The sequence below is a fragment of the Glycomyces sp. MUSA5-2 genome (assembly GCF_037034145.1).
Lineage (GTDB): Bacteria > Actinomycetota > Actinomycetes > Mycobacteriales > Micromonosporaceae > Glycomyces > Glycomyces artemisiae.
Genome location: NZ_JBAGKG010000004.1, coordinates 173,788 through 193,697, shown reverse-complemented (window position 1 = coordinate 193,697; position 19,910 = coordinate 173,788). Strand labels below are relative to the sequence as shown.

Here is a 19,910-nt window from a genome sequence, read left to right as displayed (position 1 = left end):
CTTCGGCACCCGGCCGCCGCGACTCGACTCCAGATCCTTGAAAGGAATCAAGTGAACCGGCCCAACGACACCACCGGCAACCACGAACCGATCCCGGCCCGCATGGCGAACCTGCCCCGATACGGGTACCTCGCCGTGCCCTGGATCGTCCGCTGGACCATGACCGCGCCTCCAGGCGACCAGATCGAATACGATCCCTCCCTCGGAGATGTCGCCGCCTGCGACTGCATCCCGGGCAAGGGAAGACCACAGTTCGCGAACCTGTGCTACCCCCGGCACCGCAAGGCGATGACCCAACGCTGCTGCGGCCAGTGCGGCGAGAAGCTCGGCGACCGGATGTTCTGGATCGCCGACAACGACTCCCAGACCTGGACCGAGCCGGCAAGCCACCCCGAATGCCTCGCTTATGCGATGCGCGCCTGCCCCGATCTGAAACGCACTCTCAAGGAGAAGCCCGACCTCGGTGTCGTCGAGGCCCCGGGCTACTGGCTCCACGCCGAGCGCAGTCCCAACCGCGTCGAAACGGGCCCCTGGAACTACTTCCCGCCAGGGACACCGATCATCCTCCAGCAGCTCATCGGTGGCATCCTCTTCACCTACCAGGCCGAACCGCGCGCGAAGACCCGTCACAACGCGGCGGCCTGGCTCCGCCAGAACGAGGTCGAGCGCGGCAATCATAAGTACCCGCGTTGACCAACATCGTGGGTCGGAGGATCGCCTCCGGCCCACGATCGCCCGCATGCAGGTGGCCCCCTTTTTATGCCGCCTTGATCCACAATGGATCAATACAGGTGATGGATCCGGTCGGCGAACATGAAAGCAGTCCACCACCCGGCCAGCAGGAATGCCCCATACGGGACCACGATCTCACCCCAGCGCCGCCAGAGCAGCGCAACGCTCACCCCCACGGCAGCCACCAGGCACCCGAGCCCGATCCCCCACTCGACTAGCGGCCACGACACCCACCCCGCATAGCCACCGAGGACCGCGAACAAGGCGACGTCTCCTGGGCCGATCCCGCTGCGCGGCAACCACAGCACGAATCCGAACGCACCAACTACCAACGCCGCCCACGCCGCCCGCTTCAACGCCGCAACGTCACCGGTCACCTCTGCATCCCACATGAAACACACCGCTCCGGTGATGACAAGTGCTCCGGTCAGCAGGTACGGGATTCGATGCGCCGTCGCATCGATTACCGCTACAGCTGGTGATGCGGCCGCGAACAGCCCGAACGCAATCACTGCGGGCCGATTGCCCACGACCGACACGGCAAGTATCGCACCGCCGGAGGACGTCACCACGACCGTGATGAACAGCAGCCATCGCAGCCAGCTCGGCAACGTATTAAGCGCGCGTCCATGTTCATGAGGAGCCAGCCGAAGACCCAGTACCCAGAGGGATGCCGACACTATGCCTCCACCAACAGCAATCCCGACCCACATGGCCGGAGCCTAGACGAGCCTGAACCCAGCCCGAGGGGCAATTAACTGTTCGGATAGCAAAGGCGCCTCCTGGGGAGGAGGCGCCATATGGTCTGGGGGACCAGCTTTAACGGTGATCTGACTCCGTGGCAGTGAGCATGGCGAGGAAATCCAACCTAGTTGCTTCGAGGATCGGTGAGCTGGCGCCGAGCTTCGAGTCCCGGACCTCAAAGCCGAGTGCCGACACTCGAACCTCAACACAGTTGCCATTTCCGCTATCGGCACTGCGCGACGACTTGCGCCACCCCGCAGCCTGTGATGTGGAGGATGGGGTAGCGAGCTTGCGGTTCATCTCGAAACTTCCTTCAACATGGTTGCAATGTATTCCATTGTCCTGGTCTGGCCCCAGGCGTCGTGATCCCAGATGTGGTCAAATGCTTCCACGGTCGAGTCTATGTCGTGGCCCTCGTAAACGACACCTCCGCCTGTGGTCTCCACGTACATAAGCGCAGGCCAGTCCCGATGGTTCTGGAGGACGCGGAAGCTGCCGGTAATCCCGGCGACCGTGTGAGCCCAGGACGTTGCGGGCAGCACCCGAACCTCGACGTTGGGAAGCTGGGCCTTGTCGAGCAGGCCAGTGAACTGCTCTTGTGTCGCCTCCCGGCTGGCTCCACGTTGTGCCAAGGCGTTTTCGTGGAGAAGGAACCGGGCGTGTGGCGGGTTGGAGTCCCTGAGCAGGATTCGACCACGGATCATTCGAGCGTCGACGAGGTCATCGACCTTGCTTGCCTCCTGTGGTCCGGCGCTGAGAAGCTCACGGGCCCAGGTCTTTGTCTGGAGACTGCCGGTGATGGTGTCTATCTGGAAGATCCGCCAGTCGGCGTACCGATCCTCGGCCCAAACGAAGTCGGCGAAGTCGCGGTCGGTGATGATCCCTTCATGCCATCCCCGCTGGTTGACCTCCTCGGAACGGCGAAGGAATCTTTCCCGCTCCTCGGGTTCGGCGACACGGTAGAGAGTGAGGAGCTTCTTGAGCTCCTCACCAACGACGGGATAGGTCCCTGACTCGAATCGCGAGACGGTCGAAGGGCTTCGTCTGAGGTAAGTTGCGACATCCTCAAGCTTGAATCCGGCTGCCCGACGTAGCTCCTCAAGCATCTGGCCGTAGCGCCTCGCTCGCCAAGTTGGCTCAGCCTTGGCGGCCTTCTTGTCTGCCACCTGCTCGACCTCCAGGGTATTGAGCTGCCCTCATCCGTTCTGAGGGAGCTGCGGCTGCCTCACCATACACTAATCCTCCCTCGTGAAAATTTTCATGGGCGGGTCGATTGACTCAATACGAGCGATGTGCGACGATCGGTTAAGCATCTCACTTGAGGTGATTGCCCCCACCTGGGGGTGAAGCTTGATCCGAGGCCGCGAACCGGACGGTGCTGATGTGCTCAGCCGGTTGCTGGGTGGGCACCGGCTTGCGCTCCCCGCCGCAAGAGCGGCCCCGGCCCGCCTGTCTTGGTGGGGCTCTCGTCCCGAAAGAGGGGGCAGGCGGGCCGCTTACAACTGAATTCGGCTTCGGCCGCCATGACGGCGGCCCGCCTTTGAGACCGGGTGATTGGTAGTCAGGTTGGTCTCTGGGGCGGGCCGCTCCACCAGCACTTCCACATCACCGACGCGAGAGGGCTGCTCTCATGACGACGACAGATCTGGTGTACCCGCCATCCTACGATGCGGCGATCGACATCGCCCAGTTCGTTGCCGCCCGGCACCGGCCGCGGCGGACCCTCCGGGGGTGTCTGTTCCGACGCAAGGAGCGGTTCCGGTGTCGCGTCTGTCGTATGGCGGTGGGTCCCCAGGGCTGCGCGGACCGGATCAGCGCCCGTTGCACGATCCTCAGCTGCGAGGACCCGCGGCGGCGTGACCAGGCCCTGCGCGACGACTACCTGTTCCGGCGCTCGGAGATGCTGAGCACGCTCGCACCTGAGCCGCAGATTCCGCAGCAGCGCCGACCGCAGGACGACCCGCTGGATGCGGCGGCGGTGATCGCATGACCGGGGTCGCCCAGGAAGAAGAGACGGTCTTCGCCGGGGAGTTCGCGATGCGTCCCACGCGGGGCGCGGCCCTGCTGCGACTTCACGTCCGCGCCGCTGTGGAGGCGCGGGAGGTCCGGTTCTACGACACCGCGCAGCAGCCCTTCAAGATGGCCGCGCTGGTGGAGCTTGCCGAGGACGGGATGCGCACCATGCTCGCGGTCGCCTACGAGCACCGCTTGTACGGGTCGAAGCAGCTGCTCGGCGGGTACGCGATCGGATGGTTCCAGGGCTACGAGGCGGCCTCCGATGAGTAAGCAGTCAGACGAGCGCCGTCATCGGCGCGATCCGCAGCGCGTCCTGGTGGAGTTCGGCGATGTGCCGTGGTCCCTCGCCGTCGAGACCACCGATAAGTCCGGGGTGTACGCCCTGGCCGTCCGCCGCGTCGGCGATGCGCTGGAGGTCCTGGCGACGTTCGCGACCGACGATAAGGGGAACGCGGTCGGCCTGCGCCGGGTCTCCGACCAATTTCGCAAGCCGCAGGTCGAGGCGTGGGCGGCGATGGGCGCGCGTCTGTTCCATGCCGCGCGCAGCCGCGCACAGCGAGCGGACGCTCGCGGCACCTGGAGCCCGCCGGACACCTCCCTGTCGCAGCCGGTGCGCGCACCGGAGCAGCGGCGCCCCCATCCGCACCCGGTGAACGGGTGAGGACATGGACGATCCGAACGTGATCGACTTGAGTGCCGTCTCGGCCGGTCTGCTTGCCGCCCGATTCGACCCGCCGCGCTTCACCGCCATCGACCGTCCCGCCTGGACCAGCCGCAACCTGCTCAACTGCCACGGCCTGACCGTCAGGCGGGCCCGGGTCCGGTTGGGCACGGTGCTGATCGGCCCCGGCGGGACTCTGCGGCCGCTGTGGAGCGATGCCGGGGCCCGCGTCCTCGCCGGGAGGGCCGAGGCGGTCCTGCTCGGGACGATCGCCGAGCGCCTGCGCCTGCCCCGGCCGGTCCGGGTCCGGAGGTAGCCGTGGGACTGCCGAACAAGAGCGCCGTGCGCTCGATCGATGCGACCGTGGACGGCCTGGCCGTGCGCGTCCGGGCGTTCCTGGGAGACGGGCGCGTCCCCATCTCCTCCCAGGGCACGGACTTGCCGCTCGCGGCCGAGGTCGATCGCATCGACACCTCGATCCGACTGCCGCGCATCGCGATCATCGACCCCGACCTCATCCCCGGATTCCGCGACGCCCATGCCGTCGCCGCCGTCGCGGCGCTGGCCGTCGACTTCTACCGCCATCCCGACCACTACGAGATCGCGGCGGGCTCGACGCCCGCCGCCGAGACCACAGGGAGTGCGCCATGACCGAACGACCGACACCGCCGACTGCGACGGCCGAGCCCGTCCCCGAGCTGGAGCATGCGCCGGCCGGTGGGGTGCTGCGCGAGTTCGCGCTCTCGGGCGGGAGGTGGTTCCAGATCGTCAAGGAGGCGGACGCCGATGCGGTCCGCATCCACCGGCGCCATCCCCAGCCCGACCGCGGCCGCAACGTCGCCGGAGCGAGCGGGCTCGACGGCACCCGCACCCTCTGGCGGTGGCCGGAGAACTGGACGGCCGATGAGCGCCACAAGGTCACCATCGCCGTCGCCAACGCATGGCTCGCCCACCACAAGGCCCAGGAGGCGGCACAGGACGCGGCCGACCGCGCCGCGGCCGAGCGCGAAGCGCAGGCCGCCTAGTGGAACCGGTCGAGGTCGCCGGATACCGGCTCCGGTTCGAGGTCGACGGAGTCGTAGTGAAGGTCGTGGACGACGCCGGGGACTACGTCGGCTATGCCCACTCGCTTGACCGTCAGCTCGGCCCGTTGTTCAACCCGGGCTGGAAGTACCACAAGGACCTCGGCACGCGCGCCGACGATCCTCGCGGAGCCGACAAGCGCGACGCTATCGCCCGACGCGCCAAGGAGGTACGTGATGCAGCGGCCGGATGACCTGCCCGAGGTGAGCGAGTCGGTGTGGCTGGGCGACTTCGTCCGCGGCCCGATGGTCTTCTCGGTGTTCCAGACGCTAGAGGATGCCGAAGCGGGCATGTACCGCATCGACTGCCGGTGCGGTTCCGAGCCGCGGCCGGTCGGCACGCTCACTGCCGACCCGTTCACCGCGCCGGTCTGGGATACCGCCTGGGCGGGCGACGCGTGGTGCGCCTGGATCGAGCTGCACGCCCGCGACCTCATCGCGCCCCGACCGCCCACCGGCACCTAAGACCCCGGGCGCGGCGGCGTCGTACCAGCTTGGTGCGTGTCCCGAGCCTCCCAGCAGCGGATGCACCCGCCGCCGCGCCCGGACCCTGCCACATCACATGAAACACCACACAGGACATTCTCTTTCGACATGTAGTGAGGACGCACGCCGCCAATGGAAACCGCCTATGCGACCGCCGCACCGCCCCAGGGCATCGTGCCGCTCGGGTCGACCCGGCGCAACGGCCGCAACCTCGAATTCCGCCACCAGACCGGCCACGAGCAGGGCATGTTGATCATGGTGGCGCTCCGCGAGGGCGACGACCGCACCGACCTGGGCAATCTCATCGTCCACACCGCCGGGCGGACCGAACAGCAGTGGTGGGATGCCGCCGGGGCTGCCGGGATCGGCTCCGGCGGCCCGGTCGATCACGGGCTCGTCCGGCTCGCGGTCGCGCTCGTCCATTCCATTCGCACCGGCGAGACGCTGTCGGGGCAGTTCCTGTTCAAGAAGGATGACCTGTGCCCGTATGTGTTCGCGGTCGCTGAAGCGGGGCTCACGTGCATCAGCTAAGCGCCCCCGCCCCCACCGGCATCAAGCCGACCCTGATCGCCGTCAGCGGTCGCGCGATCGGCACTGCCATCGAGGTGACCGCAGGATGACCACCGTCAACACCTTCACCTTCGGGCACTTCGAGTACGCCCTCGACCTCCCTGACGAGCGCGACCAGCGCCTTGCAGCCGCGATGCTGCTGCGACGGACCGGTGAGGCCGATCCGCTCGGCAGCCTCCAGCAGCTGCACACCGACACCCCCGAGCTGGTCGTCTACGACTGGGTCGAGCCCGACGAGCGCGCCCGCCTTGAGGTGTGGGCGTCCGACATCCTCGCCCATGCCCAAGCGGTCTGGCGCGCGCACACCAGCGGCCACACCCTCCCGTCCACGATCCTCGCGACACCGCAGCGCTCCCGGTGGCGAAACGACCCGGAGCTGCCGGTGATCCTCGCCCTCGGGATCGCCGTGGCCCTCCAGTGGGCGCTGGCGATCGTCCTCCCCGACTCGACCCCGGAACTGGCCGCGGCCGCGCTGGTCGGCGTGGTGTGCGTCGGGTCGTTCTTGGGCGTGTACTGGGTGCTGCGCGGTGTGCGCCGCGCGCTCCAAGTCGCCTGGCGCATCGCCGCGCTCGTGGCGGTACTGCTCCTGGCCGGGGCGGTGGCGGGACACCTGTCGGGTGACGCGCCGCTCGGGATGCCGCTGTGGTGACGACCGAGGCGAGCAGAGCGCGGCAGGTGCTCGCCGACTTCATCGCCTCCCGCCGACCGCCGACGCCTGCCGGGCAGTGGCGCTTGGCGCGCCTGCTGCACCGCTTCGGCAAAGCGGACCCTGCCCTGGCGGTCCTGACTAGAGCGGACATGCACGGCGCGGTCCTCGACCTGCTCACCGGTGAGTCCGACCCCGAGACGATCCGCACCTGGGCGCGGGAGGTCACCATCCTGTTCCGGCCCTTCGAGGTCACCGGTCACCCGATCACCGCCGAGGACGGCTACCACTGGTCGGTCCACATGGTCGTCAACAGCCTCGCGTCTGACCCGGGCCAGTCCTGGCTGGGCATGGACGTCGAGGGCCTGGGCCTGATGCTCGAATCGCTTGCCTTGGACGACCCGGACCGCTACGAGGGCGAGGCGTACCGGGCCCAGCTCCGGCGGCACCTGGACACCTCCTACCCCAGGTGGGCGCAGCCCGACGCGCCATCGCCGCCCGATCCGCAGCCCGCCTAGCGGGCCCCTGAGCTGGAGAGGACTGGGGGTTCCTCTCCACCCAGGGCCGCCGCCTCACCTCCTTCCCGAAGCGGCGGCCCCTGCACCCGAGCACCCCGCGCTCCCCGCCGCAGGGAGGGAGCCGGTCAACGACGCCCGGCTCCCGCAGGGCAGCCGCGCAGGTCATTTCCGAAGTCACGTATATCGAAATGTCCTCACCGGCGCGGCTGCCCGTCAGCTCCCTGGAATCCGGTGAACCACAACGCGAGCACATGCGGCCGTCCCCGGCCGCCGAACGAGTAACGGAGCATGATGGGCAACGACCACGACCCGGCAGCGGCACCGGACCCGCCGCTGCACCGGACCAAAGCCGCCGTCCGCGACATGGCCGACCACCTGTACCGCTCGTCCCCGATCACGCTGTCGGGGACCGAGTACGCGAAGGTGCTCGACGCATTGCAGGAGTCCTCGGGCGCGTTCGTCGCCGGGGCGATCCGCCAGACCCAGCAGCGGGCGAAAGTCCTCTACGAGACCGAGGACCCGACGCCGCAGCAGTGCATCAAGGCCGTGTTCGCCCACCGCTCCTTCGGCCGCACCAAGTCCAAGATCCTGGACGATGCCGCGGCGATGGACATGATCGACCGGTCGCTGGCCTCCGAGGACCCGGTCGTCCGGCTGTTCTGCACCGGGTTCCCCATGAAGGTCGCCAACCCCCTGGAGACTGAGTGCAGAAGCGACGCGGTCGACTTGGGCGACGTGTCGGTCCTGCTGCGCTACGCTGAACTCGCCGCGGTCCTGACCCACTTCGGCCAGCCGATCGGCAAGGCGTTCGCCGTCACCGTCATCTCGGACGGGCGGATGAACGACGGCATGTTCAAGACCGAGAGCCTGGCGTGCGAGTCCTACGTCTCGCGCCTGGGCGACATGACCGCCCGGCTCGCCATCGATGAATACGTGTCCGTGACCGAGTTCTACTCGATGCTCGCCGAAGCCGGGGCGGATCACCGCGTCGCCTACGACCGCGCCGTCGAGGCCGCCCGGACCCACTGCCACGACGTCTTCGGCCCGCTGCTGGACCGGGGCGACCTGGACCAGTCCCTCAAGCAGGCCCTGGACCGCGAGAACGACCTCTTCGACACCGCGAACTTCGCCGACCTGTTCCACTCCTCGATCGGCAGCATCCACTACCCCGAGATCCGCCAGCTCGCCCACGAGTTCACCCTCGAATTCGCCGTGGTCTACACCCTCATCGTCGGGTCCATCCTGTGGGGCCAGCGGATCGAGGACACGCGGGTGAACGACGTCATCATGCGCGCCCTCCCCGCCCCCGCACGATCGAACTTCCAGTACAGGGCCCAGAAAGAACAAGCCGCCGTGGCCGAGAAAGCGTGGCACTCCACGATCGAGTACTTCGCGGTCATGGAAGCGGCCCGCACCACCGATATCCTGAACACCATCGTCCCCGGCGGGATCAGGGTGACGACGCGCCCGAAGCAGGGGCAGATCGGCGTCCACACGTCCGACCAGAACTCGCCGTCGCTGTTCAGCTACCACTCGGTGCCCGTCATCGTCCTGTGCGACAAGGGCAAGCGCGTCAAGGTGGACTTCCAGTTGCGGCTGCACGCCCTGACCGGCGGCTACCGTCCCGTGCTGCTGCACGGCACCGACACCGTCGCCTACGTCCACCCGGACGTCCCGCTGGAACTGCTCGATGCGCTGCCTTGGAGACGGGGCGGCTAATGCCCGCGCCAGACGCAACACCACAACCCATCCACAACCAATCCACAAGGGAGTTATCCGGTGCCGATCATCATCGACGAGGTCTCCAGAACCTTCAACGAGTACCTGCTGCTTCCGGGCCGGACCCGCAAGGACTGCACGGTCAGCGCCGTGGACCTGTCGACCCCGCTGGTGCGCCACCCGGCCCACGAAGAGTCGCCGCTGGTGCTCCGCGCCCCGCTCACCTCGGCGATCATGCAGGCCGTCTCCTCGCACGACCTCGCCATCGCCCTCGCCCGCGAAGGCGGCCTGTCCTTCATCTACCACAACCAGCCGATCGAAGCCCAGGCCGCGGCCGTGCGCAAGGTCAAGCACTTCAAATCCGGGTTCGTCACCTCCGACACCAACGTCCAGCCCGCCCAGACGCTCCGCGATCTGGTCGCGCTCATGGAGCGCACCGGCCACTCCACGGCCGCGGTCACCGACGACGGCACCGCCACCGGCGTGTTCCTCGGCCTGGTGGGGAAGCGGGACTTCCACCCCCAGCGCCACGACCTCGACGCCACCGTCGAATCCCGCATGACCCCGATCGACGGCATGGCGCACGCCAAGGGCGAACTCACCCTCTCCGAGGCCAACGCGCGCCTGTGGGAGGAACGCCTCGACGTCCTGCCCGTCCTCGACCTCGAAGGCCGCTTGCAGCACCTGGTGTTCCGTTCCGACTACGAGGACGGGAAAAAATTTCCGAACCAACTCGTGGACGCCGACAAGCGATTGAGGGTCGGTGCGGGCGTGAACACCCACGACTACACCGACCGCATCCCAGCGCTGGTCGAGGCCGGCGCGGACGTGCTGTGCTTCGACTCCTCGGACGGGTACTCCGACTGGCAGGCCGAGGCCATCGCCTGGACCAAGAAGGAGTTCCCCCAGACCCCGATCGGCGGCGGCAACGTGGTCGACGGGGCCGGATTCGACTTCCTCGCCGAGGCCGGGGCCGACTTCGTCAAGGTCGGCGTCGGTGGCGGCTCGATCTGCATCACCCGCGACCAGAAAGGCATCGGCCGCGGCCAAGCCTCAGCGGTCCTCGACGTCGCCGCCGCCCGCGACGCCTTCACCGAGCGCACTGGCGAATACGTGCCGATCTGCTCGGACGGTGGCCTCGTCCACGACTACCACATCACCCTCGCGCTCGCGATGGGCGCGGATTTCGTGATGATGGGCCGCTACTTCGCCCGCTTCGACCAGGCGCCCGGGGCGAAGATCCGCACGCAGGAAGGGTTCGTCAAGGAGTACTGGGGCGAAGGCTCAGCGCGGGCGCAGAACGCCGCCCGGTACGGGCAGGGCAAGCAGATGCTGTTCGAGGAGGGCGTGGACGGGTATGTGCCGTTCGCAGGCGATCTCCACGAGGGCGTCGCCAGTACCCTGGCGAAGGTCAAGGCCACGATGGTCTCGTGCGGCGCGACCGCATTGCCCGACTTCCAGGCAGGGGCCCAACTCACCCTCGTGTCCGAGCAGTCCTTCCAGGAGTCGCACGCGAACGTCACCATCCGCGAAACCAGCGGCACCACCCACTAGCGACGCGTCATACGCCTGGTCCGGGCACGTCTCCCGGGCCGGGCCGCTATCAGGACCGGTAGGCCCACGCCGATCCGGTGCCCCGGTACTCCTCGACCGGGATCGGGGCCTCACCCTCGGGGAGATGGTCGGAGCACAGGACGCCGTAGAGGTGGTCGACTTCGTGGAGGACGAGTCTGGCGAGGCCCTGCTCGAACACCGTGATGCGTTCGCTGCCATCAGGGTCGGTGTGGGCGATGTGGACGCTCAAGGGCCGGGGGATGCGCGAGCGGGTGTCGAAGAAGCTCAGGCAGCCCTCGTACTGCATGTCAGTCTCGGCGCTGGATTCGACCACGACCGGGTTCAGCAGGATGACCGGGTCGGAGGCGCCTGGGGGGTAGACCACCGCGGCCGCGGCGTCGAGGCCGATCTGCGGCGCGGCCAGGCCCCGGCCCTTGCCGCTGAAATCGTGCCCGGTCGCGACCAGCTCTGCGGCCTGCTGCAACCGTGCGACTGCAATTCGCGCCTGCTCGGCCTCGGCGGGCAGGTTGAACTTGCGGGCGGTGGCCCGCAGGATCGGGTCGCCGTCCTGGACGATGCCGAGGACCGCCATGACCTCGCTGGGACGCTGGTGCATCGGCTCATCGTACGGCGCTGCACCCCATCGCCATTGGAGCGTGTAGCGCGCGTGCAGCGGCGGGTTGTCGGTCGCCCACGAATATCGGACGCGCTCGCCGGATCGGTCGACGGCGATCGGGGTCGGCAGCGGGAGGTCGTCGCCGGTCAGGGAGGTGTGCGTCCCCCACACCTGCGGGGCGGTGCTGGCGGGCAGGTCGAGGGCGACCGCGAGGTGGTTGGTCGGCAGCCGGACGGCGCGCCTGTACCAATTGCCCCACAGGGTTTCGGGGACGGTGTAGGTGTACTCGATCCAGCCCGCCTCGCCCGGGTACAGCGGCAGGCGCCGCCCGTCCTCGCCGCGCAGGACCAGCCACACCTCCTTGAACGCATCTCGATCGTGCTGCACGGTCCATTTGATCGGTTCCGTGCGGCCCTCGCCGTACCACGCCTGGAGCTGGAGGTCGTCCCACGTGAGCGGGTGCTCTCGGTAGAGCTGATTGCTGCGCTCGGGCTCGCCCGGGTACTTGTCGACGGCAATGCGAATCAAGTACCGGAGCACCGGGTCAGTCCCGGTGTTGATCAAGCGGCGGCGCTGGGTGAGCCGATAGACACCGTCCTCGTAGTGGAGCTCGGCGAGATCCTGGTCCACGGTCAGTCCGCTTGCGGCCGAAGGCACCGGCGCGGGTGCGGCGGCCTGGCCGTGGCGCTCGCGCCACGCCCGCTCCAGCGCCCCGCCGGTACGCATCGCCTTGTCCGCCGCTCGGGCGAACTCGACCGATCCCCGCTCGGCCCCGGACGCGATCTTGGAGACGTAGGGCCGGTTGAAGCCGGTCGATTTCGCCAGCGCGGTCCGGGAAAAGCCGCGGATGTCGAGCCAGTGGCGGACTTCGGCAGCGTAGGAGTCGGGGTCCTCGTTGGCGCTCAAGGGGCGATGCCTCCGGTGTGCGTGGGCGTGCGCACGTCGTGCGCGGCGCACTCACTCTACCCGCACAGGGTGCGCACGGAATGTACTGGACAAGGCAGGGCGAACCCGCCCCGCCGAGTCCGACTCCCGAGAGGAGACCCCCAATGGACACCACCAAAGCCCTGAAACGGGGCCGCGACCTCGTCTCCGAGGAGGTGTTCGCGAAGCTCGCCAAGCGCATCGCGGACGAACACCACTTCGAGACCGAGATGGCCGAGCGATGCCTCGACCAGGGACTGGCGTTCCTGGGCGCCTGCGCGGTCTCGACCGCGCCGCTGTCGCCGAGCATGGCGGCCGACATCGGCTGGCACACCTTCATCCTCTACACCCGCGACTACGCCGCCTTCTGCGAGGCCGTCGCGGGCCGCTTCCTCCACCACGTCCCCGACGAGACCGAAGGCACCGCCGCGGAGGAGGACGTGCAGACCGTGCTCGACCGGTCGGCCGCAGCGATCCGTAAGGCCGGGTACCAGGTCGACCGGGAGCTGTGGCAGTACGAGGGCGCACTCAAGTGCAGCCAGTGCCACAATGGCTGCGCGGAGGACCCGCCGCCGGTCCCGCCGTTCATCCCCGGCCAGGGCCCCGGCGCCAACTAAGGAGACGACCCCACTCATGACGCTGCGCCGAGACTGGAGCGACCTGCCCGCCGCCGTGCGGGATGCGGTGGGGCACCAGTGCGGCGGCATCAGGGCCGTCACTCCGATCAGCGTCGGCGTCAACAGCGCCGTCGCCTGCGCGCTCGACACGGCAGGCGACGGCGCTGTCTTCCTCAAGGGCTACCAGGAACCGGCCCGCAACGAGTGGATGTTCCGCAACGAGCTCGCCGCCGCCAGCGCCGGAGCTCCGGGCCCGCAGTTTCTCTGGCACCTCGAAGTCGACCGATGGCACCTGTTCGCCTGGGAGCACCTCCCGGGCCGCCACGCCGACCTCGCACCAGGTTCCCCCGACCTCGACCTGATCGCCGCCGCCCTCGCCGAACTCGCTGAGATTCCCCCGCTCGAAGTCGGTACGGGCTTTGCCCCCGAAGCACGCCGCTGGGAGCGCCTCCAGCCCTGGAAACACCTCGCCGCCGCGCCACCCGAGCACCTCGACCCATGGATACGCGGCAACCTCGACCGGTTCGCCGCCGCCGAGTACGACGCGCTTCAAATCCTCCACGGCAACCGGCTGGTGCACACCGACCTCCACGGATACAACATTCTCATTGACGACCAGCACCGGCGAGGCCACCTCATCGACTGGGCCTGGGCCCGCCCCGCCGCCCCCTGGGTTGACGCCGAACTCCTCGCCTTCCGCCTCGTCGCGGACGGGCACACCAGCGCCAAAGCTGACCAATGGCGACTCGACCACCTTCCCCACCCTGGAGTCGCGCTCGACATACGCCGCAGCTTTGCCGTCCAAATGCTCGGCACCTGGCTCCACCTCGCCCGGCGGGACCCCTCACGGGAACTCCTCAGCGTGTCCGCCGAACACGCGCTGAGCTGGGCGAAGTACCTGCACGACATGGAATGACCTCTGGAAACCGCTCAGTCGCCTCTGCGCGAATCGGAATCACCGAGAGACCCGGAAATTCAGTAGGCTGGTCGTGTGGAAAGCGACCCCCCAAGCGGGACATGGCAACGGAATAAGGGGAAGTTCACCGTTATCGGAGCCATCGGCCTCCTCGCGAGCGTGCTCGGGATCCTTGACTGGCTCGGCATCGGCCCAACGCATGGCGGCTCAGGCATCGGAGGTGAAACTGCAACCTCTGGATGGACGGAGGAGTACTCGGACTGGTCAATGACACTCAATACCCGTATCACCAACAGCGATTACAGTACTTGTCCGCAGATTCACCTCGATTTCGACGACCGCAGTATGGAACCCGAGGTCTGGTACGAGACCACGACAGACGGCTCCACCCCAGCCAACTATGTGGACCTGATTTGGGACCCGTGCGACATCGATGTCGAAGCGCAGAGCACGAGAACGAGCTACCTCTATACCAACAGTATCGGCGGGTTGCTCTACCAAACTGGGGGAGACCCCACCCCAGCGGAGTGCGAGCAGGAACTGCGCGACGACCCTGCTCCCCTCGACTGGTTCCTTGACCCTTGGCACCCGGAGAGCGCCGACATCGAAGTCGGGGCGACCATCTGCCTGAAAACCAACGATGACCTCCTGGTCCTAGCCACCTTCGACTCCATCAGCCCGGAAAACACCAACGACTGGATGGCGGCGCACCTGACGGTGACCACCTACTCTTCGACAGGAGGGCAGCTGTAGCCGGCCGGACACCCCCGAATCCGACGCCGCCGGCGACGACGTGCCCGGGAGCGGCCCCGACCCATGGGCATCGGCTTAGGTCCAGGTTGAGCTTGGAGTTACCTGGTCACTCGGTGGTCGTTCTCGGCTTGAATGTCGGTGGGAGCAGCGGGCCGATGTAGGGCTGCATTCGTGCGACTGCCTGGTGGAGCGCGGCGGCGAGCTGTTCTCTGGCTTGCTCGAACTCGTCGGCGGCGACTGATGTGGTGATGGCGACGCTGCCGCCGTAGATGCCGCCGGGGTGGGCGAGGATCGCCAGGCATGCGCCCGTGTCGCGGTATTCGCCTCGGGCGCTCCACAACTCGTCTTCTTGTGCGGCAAGGTCGGCTTCGAGTTCCTCGGGGTCGGTGATGGTGTGTTCGGTGTAGCGCGGCATGCCCGTGAGCAGCATTAGGCGGCGGCGCTCCTGAGCGGAGGGGAGCTGGGCGAGGAGGCACTTTCCTGAACCCGTCGCATGGAGCGCGAGCGGGTCGATGCCTTCGAGCAGGGACACTCCCTTCGGGCTCGGGTGGCGGTGGGAGAAGACGAGCCGCTCGCCGCTGAGCGATGCGAGTGCGACGTCCCTTCCGGTGGCTTCAGTGAACTCGGCGAGGATGCGATCGATGCCCTCGTGGTCGGCGGTGCCGAGCGGGAGCCGGGTGCCCGGGGTGAGCATGTAGCGACCGGCGCCGACGCGCTGCACCCAGCCATGGGATTCGAGGAACTCAAGGTGCCGCTGGACGGTGCGTCGGGGCAGGCCGCTTTTCGACTCGATGTCATGGAGGTACATGGGTGTCTTGGTGCGGCCGAGCGCCGTGTAGATCATGAGCGTCTTGCCGACCGTGGCGAGGTCGCTGTCGCGTTCTCCGGCTGCGGGTGTTGAGTTCGGCGGGTCGTCCATCATCGGCTCCTGGAAATCGGTCAGAGAGGTGAAATTCGCTCCCGTGCGCCATCATGCGCCGCGGGTTTCCGCTGGCCCTTGCATCTGTCGCCCATTTGACACAGGGTTATGCCATGCCTACGCAGACTAACCCGAGCGGTGCGACTATGATTCGCGTTTTCATCGCCCTCGCCACTGGCTCCCTCCTGGCGACCGGACTTACGGCATGCTCCGAGGACGAAACCCCCGCAGACCCCGCCCCCGCCACCACCTCGACGCCGAGCGCCAGCGCATCCCCCGCGGTCGCTCCTGAAGACATCGTCGACCCCCACGAAGCTGCGGTCGCCGCGTTCGAGCGGTTCATGGACGCGTTCGTGGCCGCGTCCGCGATCCCCGATCCCGCTTCCGTTGAGCTGGCGACCGCTGCGACCGGCGATGCCCTCCGCGCGGTCACCGACGCCTTGCAGACCAATCTCGATGAGGGTGAACGTTCGGAGGGCGAGCCCGCGATCTCCGACGTCACGGTCACCGAAAGTGCGCTTAACACCGACCCGATCCAGGTCGTTGTCACGAGTTGCCAGGACACCACGGACTGGCTCTCGGTTGATGCTGAGACCGGCGAGCCGGTCGCCGATGAGGAGTACGGCAGGCGCCACATTGAGGCCCTCGTGGAGCTGCTCGACGGCCGCTGGTACGTCACCGATCTCGCCGTCCAGGGGGTGGGGACATGCTGACGCGAAGACGCCGCGCCGCGCTCGTGGCCGCCGCAGCGGCCGCGGCGTGGCTCATGATCCCTTCGGCGGCACGGGCGGAGACCTGGGGTGAGGTCAACCCCGATGACGACAGTGTCGACATCGGCGTCGGCACCGACGGCAGCCCTGGCGGCTCGTCGGGCGGCTCCGGCGACGACTCGTCCGGGAGCGGTTCGGGATCGGACACCTCCGCCGAGGGGGGAACCTCAGCGCCCGAAGGCGTGTGCCCGAACTGGGCGTATGAAGTGGTCGACTCGGACTCGGGAACCTACATGGGCGCCTCGGCCGGCGAGCGTCCGTCCGAAGAGCACCAGCTCCTGGGGCGCTCGTGCCGCGACCCGCACACCGGCCGGACGATGACCGGCGCGCAATGGGTCCTACCGGGCGAGGACGCACCGATCGTCGACCCCGCCGTCCTTGCCCAGCAGGCGGTCGACTCGCTCCAGCTTCCGACCCCGACCATCACTGCCTCGCCGGAGGACAAGCAGCTCGTGATGCTGCCGGTGTGGCTCGCGGTGAGCGAGGCGTCCTGGGAGACCCAGTCCGCCACCGCCTCGGTTCCCGGCCTCTCGGTGACCGCGACCGCGGAACCGGTGGTGGCGATGTGGGACATGGGGGACGGGACCGTCGTGACCTGCTACGGGCGCGGCACCCCCTGGACGAAGGACCAGGACGAGGAAGCCGAGTCGCCGGACTGCGGCCACGTCTACGAACAGCCCTCCGAAGGCGAGCTGCCGGTGTCGGTGGCGATCACCTGGGAGGTGTCGTGGTCGGGGGGCGGGGAGTCGGACACGTTCCCGGACATGACCACTGAAGCGAATGAGGCTTGGCCGGTCACCGAGTCCCACGCGCTCAACACCGAATAACGACCGATACGCGCGCTCGCGATTACGGGGGTTCTCATGAGCGGCAACAAGCAGGGCGCTGACCGCCCTGAAAGACCGGGGCGGCGCAGCCGCCGCCGAATCTGGGTCCATATCGCCGGTGCGGCGGCCGTGGTGCTGTGCTGCGCGGCGGCCGTGGTCTGGACGGTGACGTCCGAGCCCGACCGGGCCTCGGTGCTCCGGGTGGCCTCGACGCTGGCGGCCGGGCAGGTGATCGCCGAGACCGACCTCGCGCCAGTCGACGTCGCCGCCGACGAGGTCGACCCGCTCGGCCTCGTCCCGTCCTCGGCCGCGGCATCGGTGGTCGGGCAGCTCGCCGCGATCCCACTCGCGGCCGGAACCTTGTTGAGCGCGTCCATGGTCGGCACCCCGTCCTCGCCCCGCGAGGGGTGGGTGGAGGTGACGGTGGCGCTGGCGGACGGCCGCGTCCCCGCCGCGCTCCAGCCGGGCCATCTCGTGTCGCTGCTCGGTGCGTCGGATACCGCGGCGACGGGAGTGTGGTCGGCGGGCGGCACCGTCACGGCCGTCGCGCATCCGGAGGAGGGCGGTGCCCTGGTGACCGTGGAGCTGCCCGCGGAGACGATCCCCGGTCTGGTGAGTGTGGAGGCGACGTCGCTGCTGATGGTCGCCACCGCCCACGCCGCCCCCGACCCCGAAGCTTCGCCCTCGCCGACGCCGAGCCCGACCGCGGGGGGATGACCATGCTGATCGCAGTAGGCACCCTCAAGGGCCGCGGAGCGACCACGACCGCGCTTGCGCTTGCCGCGCATTGGAACACCGAGGACGCTGATGAGCGCACTCCGGTGGTGGTCGAGCTCGACCCCGAGGGCGGGGACGCAGCGGCGTACTGGCGGGTGCGGATCGAGCGCGGCTTGGCCGACGTGATCGCGCTCCTCGCCTCCGGGGCTCTGGCGGACACCGACGTCGACGTGCTCGCCGAAGGCTCCCAGGAGCTTCCGGTCGCGGGTGTGGCGGTGCCGGTGGTGTGCGCGGCGCCGGGCGGGCGCGGGGTCCGCAAGGCGATCCCGATGCTGGCCGCCCCGGGCGCGAAGCTCCTCGATCCGCCTGACGGGGTGGTGATCGCTGATCTGGGGCGGCTGCATCACGAGTCGCCCGCGTGGTCGGTCGCCGCTGCGGCGGATGTCCTGGTGTGCGTCACCGAGGGCACGCTGGCGGCGCTCGCGCAGGTGCGCGCGCGGATCGAGGACCTGTCCAGTCTGGAGCGCCTGGGGCCTCGCACGGGCCTGGTGGTGGTCGAGCGCGAGTCCACGGCCGCCGAGGTCGAGGAAGTCGCCCTCACGGCTGATCTTGATGTCCGGGTGCTCGGCGCGGCCGGCCCCGGGAGTCTGATCGACGCCGATCCGCCGACCGGGCGGGCCGCGCGCCGCGGCCACCGCGCCTGGCGTGTCCTCGCCGATGCGGTTCGCGACCTCGCCGAGACGCCCCGCCCGCTCGCCCTCACCGCCGCACCCGAACCGGCACCGCAGGAGGCATTGTCATGACGCTGCTGGAACCGTCCCGCACCGGGCACCGCGCCGAGGCTGCGGACCATGACGGCCTGGTGTACGCCGCCGCGCGCCGCCTCCTCGACCAGACGACCAGTACCGCAGGGGACCTGGAGTCCCGCGCCGACGCCTACGGTGCGGCCGTGGACGAGGCGATCCGCGAAGTCAACCGGAGCCTCGTCGATGTCGACGGCGACTTGATCGCCGAGACCGAGCGGGAAGGGCTGCGAGAGCGGGTGGTCGCGCGTCTTGCCGGGCTGGGCACCCTCGCCGTGCTCCTGGCCGACGACGCGATCGAGGACATCACCTGCAACGGGTGCGATGTCGTGTGGGTGACGCGCGCGGACGGCTCGAAAGCGCAGGTCGGCCCGGTCGCCTCCTCGGATGCGGAGCTGATCGCAGCGGTGCAGATGCTCGCCGCCGGTGCAGGACTGAGCGACACCGAGCGGCGCTTCGACCGCGCCGCCCCCGCCCTCGATCTGCAACTACCGGACGGGTCCCGGCTGCACGCGGTCCGCGATGTCGCCCACCGGCCCTCGGTCTCCATCCGGCGCCACCGCCTGACCGAAGCCTCCCTGGACCAGCTCCAGGCCGGGGGCATGTTCTCCCGCGACATCGCCGAGCTCCTGAAGGCCGCGGTCGCCGCGAAGCTGAACATCATCATCGCCGGACCCATGGCGGCGGGCAAGACCACCCTGCTGCGGGCCCTCGCCGGGCTGCTGGACTACAGCGAGCGGATCGTGACCATCGAGGACGCCTACGAACTGGGCCTGCACACCGACTCCCGGCACGGCAACGTGGTGGCGATGCAAGCCCGGCCCGCGAACATCGAAGGCGCAGGCGAAGTCAGTGCGTGGGACTTGTTCCATGAGGCGCTGCGCATGCGCCCTGACCGGGTCCTCGTCGGCGAGGTCCGCGGCCCTGAAGTCGCGGTCATGCTCGACGCCATGTCGACCGGCACGGACGGGTCCATGTCGACCATCCACACTTCCAGCTCGGCGGGGGTGTTCCGCAAGATCAAGACCCACGCCCGCAAGCCGCCTGCGGGCCTGGATCCGGAGGCGACGGCTGACCTGATCGGCGGCTCCCTCGATCTGGTGGTGCAGATCGCCCTGCGAGGCGGTCGCCGCTGGGTCTCCTCGATCCGCGAAGTCGTGGGCTCGGAGGGGTCGATGGTCGCTTCCAACGAGCTGTACGCCCCCGATGCCGCGGCGCAGACGGCGGTGTTCGCGACGCCGGTCAGTGCGGCGCGGGCCGAGCGCCTCGCCGAGCACGGCTGGCGGCCTCCCGGCTCCCCGGCGCGGCGGTGGTGATCCA

At 68.7% G+C, this 19,910-nt stretch carries 27 protein-coding genes; 22 read left to right on the top strand and 5 right to left on the bottom strand.

What is annotated here, in order from left to right; all coding sequences use genetic code 11:
• Positions 1 to 51: 51 nt before the first annotated feature.
• The gene (locus WA640_RS14590; protein ID WP_335988547.1) at positions 52 to 693 is read left to right on the top strand and encodes a hypothetical protein; all 642 of its coding nucleotides are present in this window, start codon (positions 52 to 54) and stop codon (positions 691 to 693) included.
• 89 nt (positions 694 to 782) lie between these two features.
• Here the strand turns inward: WA640_RS14590 and WA640_RS14585 are convergent, their stop codons facing one another.
• The 3 genes from WA640_RS14585 to WA640_RS14575 form a co-directional block, all read right to left on the bottom strand.
• Entirely contained in the window at positions 783 to 1,445 is a 663-nt protein-coding gene (locus tag WA640_RS14585; RefSeq protein WP_335988544.1) for a prepilin peptidase, read from the bottom strand.
• Between the two features lie 106 nt (positions 1,446 to 1,551).
• The gene (locus WA640_RS14580) at positions 1,552 to 1,776 is read right to left on the bottom strand and encodes a DUF397 domain-containing protein (protein WP_335988541.1); all 225 of its coding nucleotides are present in this window, start codon (positions 1,774 to 1,776) and stop codon (positions 1,552 to 1,554) included.
• Positions 1,773 to 2,642: a helix-turn-helix domain-containing protein gene (locus WA640_RS14575; protein WP_335988539.1), complete on the bottom strand. Its 870-nt coding sequence runs from the start codon at positions 2,640 to 2,642 to the stop codon at positions 1,773 to 1,775. The genes WA640_RS14580 and WA640_RS14575 overlap by 4 nt, the downstream gene beginning before the upstream one ends.
• A 464-nt stretch (positions 2,643 to 3,106) precedes the next feature.
• Between WA640_RS14575 and WA640_RS14570 the strand changes: the two genes are divergently transcribed.
• The 13 genes from WA640_RS14570 (at position 3,107) to WA640_RS14510 (ending at position 10,728) form a co-directional block, all read left to right on the top strand.
• A complete protein-coding gene (locus WA640_RS14570; protein WP_335988537.1) occupies positions 3,107 to 3,466 on the top strand; it encodes a hypothetical protein in 360 nt (119 codons plus the stop codon).
• The gene (locus tag WA640_RS14565) at positions 3,463 to 3,762 is read left to right on the top strand and encodes a hypothetical protein (protein WP_335988533.1); all 300 of its coding nucleotides are present in this window, start codon (positions 3,463 to 3,465) and stop codon (positions 3,760 to 3,762) included. The genes WA640_RS14570 and WA640_RS14565 overlap by 4 nt, the downstream gene beginning before the upstream one ends.
• The gene (locus WA640_RS14560) at positions 3,755 to 4,153 is read left to right on the top strand and encodes a hypothetical protein (RefSeq protein ID WP_335988532.1); all 399 of its coding nucleotides are present in this window, start codon (positions 3,755 to 3,757) and stop codon (positions 4,151 to 4,153) included. Before WA640_RS14565 ends, WA640_RS14560 begins: the two co-directional genes overlap by 8 nt.
• A gap of 19 nt (positions 4,154 to 4,172) precedes the next feature.
• Positions 4,173 to 4,469: a hypothetical protein gene (locus WA640_RS14555; RefSeq protein ID WP_335988530.1), complete on the top strand. Its 297-nt coding sequence runs from the start codon at positions 4,173 to 4,175 to the stop codon at positions 4,467 to 4,469.
• Positions 4,470 to 4,471: 2 nt separating this feature from the next.
• Positions 4,472 to 4,804, top strand: a complete 333-nt coding sequence (locus WA640_RS14550; protein WP_335988529.1) for a hypothetical protein — start codon at positions 4,472 to 4,474, stop codon at positions 4,802 to 4,804.
• Positions 4,801 to 5,178 (top strand): hypothetical protein, encoded by a 378-nt coding sequence (locus WA640_RS14545; RefSeq protein WP_335988527.1) that lies wholly within the window; start codon positions 4,801 to 4,803, stop codon positions 5,176 to 5,178. Before WA640_RS14550 ends, WA640_RS14545 begins: the two co-directional genes overlap by 4 nt.
• Positions 5,178 to 5,429 (top strand): hypothetical protein, encoded by a 252-nt coding sequence (locus WA640_RS14540; RefSeq protein ID WP_335988525.1) that lies wholly within the window; start codon positions 5,178 to 5,180, stop codon positions 5,427 to 5,429. The genes WA640_RS14545 and WA640_RS14540 overlap by 1 nt, the downstream gene beginning before the upstream one ends.
• Entirely contained in the window at positions 5,413 to 5,700 is a 288-nt protein-coding gene (locus WA640_RS14535; protein WP_335988523.1) for a hypothetical protein, read from the top strand. The genes WA640_RS14540 and WA640_RS14535 overlap by 17 nt, the downstream gene beginning before the upstream one ends.
• A 153-nt stretch (positions 5,701 to 5,853) precedes the next feature.
• Positions 5,854 to 6,252 carry a hypothetical protein gene (locus WA640_RS14530; protein WP_335988520.1) on the top strand — a complete coding sequence of 133 codons (399 nt, stop codon included), beginning with the start codon at positions 5,854 to 5,856 and terminating at the stop codon, positions 6,250 to 6,252.
• An 85-nt stretch (positions 6,253 to 6,337) separates the two neighbouring features.
• Complete coding sequence (locus WA640_RS14525; protein WP_335988519.1) at positions 6,338 to 6,940, top strand: hypothetical protein; 603 nt, start codon at positions 6,338 to 6,340, stop codon at positions 6,938 to 6,940.
• Entirely contained in the window at positions 6,934 to 7,455 is a 522-nt protein-coding gene (locus tag WA640_RS14520; protein ID WP_335988517.1) for a hypothetical protein, read from the top strand. Before WA640_RS14525 ends, WA640_RS14520 begins: the two co-directional genes overlap by 7 nt.
• Positions 7,456 to 7,743: 288 nt before the next feature.
• Positions 7,744 to 9,174, top strand: coding sequence for a hypothetical protein (locus tag WA640_RS14515; RefSeq protein WP_335988516.1), 1,431 nt, complete (start codon positions 7,744 to 7,746; stop codon positions 9,172 to 9,174).
• A gap of 60 nt (positions 9,175 to 9,234) precedes the next feature.
• Positions 9,235 to 10,728, top strand: coding sequence for an IMP dehydrogenase (locus WA640_RS14510; protein WP_335988514.1), 1,494 nt, complete (start codon positions 9,235 to 9,237; stop codon positions 10,726 to 10,728).
• A 49-nt stretch (positions 10,729 to 10,777) separates the two neighbouring features.
• Here the strand turns inward: WA640_RS14510 and WA640_RS14505 are convergent, their stop codons facing one another.
• Complete coding sequence (locus WA640_RS14505; RefSeq protein ID WP_335988511.1) at positions 10,778 to 12,250, bottom strand: peptide deformylase; 1,473 nt, start codon at positions 12,248 to 12,250, stop codon at positions 10,778 to 10,780.
• Positions 12,251 to 12,393: 143 nt separating this feature from the next.
• Here WA640_RS14505 and WA640_RS14500 point away from each other — a divergent pair, with 143 nt between their 5' ends.
• The 3 genes from WA640_RS14500 (at position 12,394) to WA640_RS14490 (ending at position 14,554) form a co-directional block, all read left to right on the top strand.
• Positions 12,394 to 12,885, top strand: coding sequence for a glycine-rich domain-containing protein (locus tag WA640_RS14500; protein WP_335988510.1), 492 nt, complete (start codon positions 12,394 to 12,396; stop codon positions 12,883 to 12,885).
• A 16-nt stretch (positions 12,886 to 12,901) separates the two neighbouring features.
• Positions 12,902 to 13,801 carry a phosphotransferase gene (locus WA640_RS14495; protein ID WP_335988509.1) on the top strand — a complete coding sequence of 300 codons (900 nt, stop codon included), beginning with the start codon at positions 12,902 to 12,904 and terminating at the stop codon, positions 13,799 to 13,801.
• A 75-nt stretch (positions 13,802 to 13,876) separates the two neighbouring features.
• On the top strand, positions 13,877 to 14,554 hold the full coding sequence (locus tag WA640_RS14490) for a hypothetical protein (RefSeq protein ID WP_335988507.1): 678 nt from the start codon (positions 13,877 to 13,879) through the stop codon (positions 14,552 to 14,554).
• Positions 14,555 to 14,660: 106 nt separating this feature from the next.
• Here the strand turns inward: WA640_RS14490 and WA640_RS14485 are convergent, their stop codons facing one another.
• Positions 14,661 to 15,473 (bottom strand): IclR family transcriptional regulator, encoded by an 813-nt coding sequence (locus tag WA640_RS14485; RefSeq protein WP_335988505.1) that lies wholly within the window; start codon positions 15,471 to 15,473, stop codon positions 14,661 to 14,663.
• 113 nt (positions 15,474 to 15,586) lie between these two features.
• On the opposite strand from WA640_RS14485, the gene WA640_RS14480 reads away from it, so the two are divergent.
• From WA640_RS14480 to WA640_RS14460, 5 genes are read left to right on the top strand one after another with little or no spacing between them, the layout of a single operon-like run.
• Positions 15,587 to 16,186 carry a hypothetical protein gene (locus tag WA640_RS14480; RefSeq protein ID WP_335988504.1) on the top strand — a complete coding sequence of 200 codons (600 nt, stop codon included), beginning with the start codon at positions 15,587 to 15,589 and terminating at the stop codon, positions 16,184 to 16,186.
• Complete coding sequence (locus WA640_RS14475) at positions 16,180 to 17,070, top strand: hypothetical protein (protein ID WP_335988502.1); 891 nt, start codon at positions 16,180 to 16,182, stop codon at positions 17,068 to 17,070. Before WA640_RS14480 ends, WA640_RS14475 begins: the two co-directional genes overlap by 7 nt.
• A 36-nt stretch (positions 17,071 to 17,106) precedes the next feature.
• Positions 17,107 to 17,787 (top strand): SAF domain-containing protein, encoded by a 681-nt coding sequence (locus WA640_RS14470; RefSeq protein ID WP_335988500.1) that lies wholly within the window; start codon positions 17,107 to 17,109, stop codon positions 17,785 to 17,787.
• Positions 17,784 to 18,590 (top strand): hypothetical protein, encoded by an 807-nt coding sequence (locus WA640_RS14465; RefSeq protein WP_335988499.1) that lies wholly within the window; start codon positions 17,784 to 17,786, stop codon positions 18,588 to 18,590. The genes WA640_RS14470 and WA640_RS14465 overlap by 4 nt, the downstream gene beginning before the upstream one ends.
• A complete protein-coding gene (locus tag WA640_RS14460; RefSeq protein WP_335988497.1) occupies positions 18,587 to 19,906 on the top strand; it encodes a CpaF family protein in 1,320 nt (439 codons plus the stop codon). Before WA640_RS14465 ends, WA640_RS14460 begins: the two co-directional genes overlap by 4 nt.
• The last annotated feature ends 4 nt before the right edge of the window (positions 19,907 to 19,910 follow it).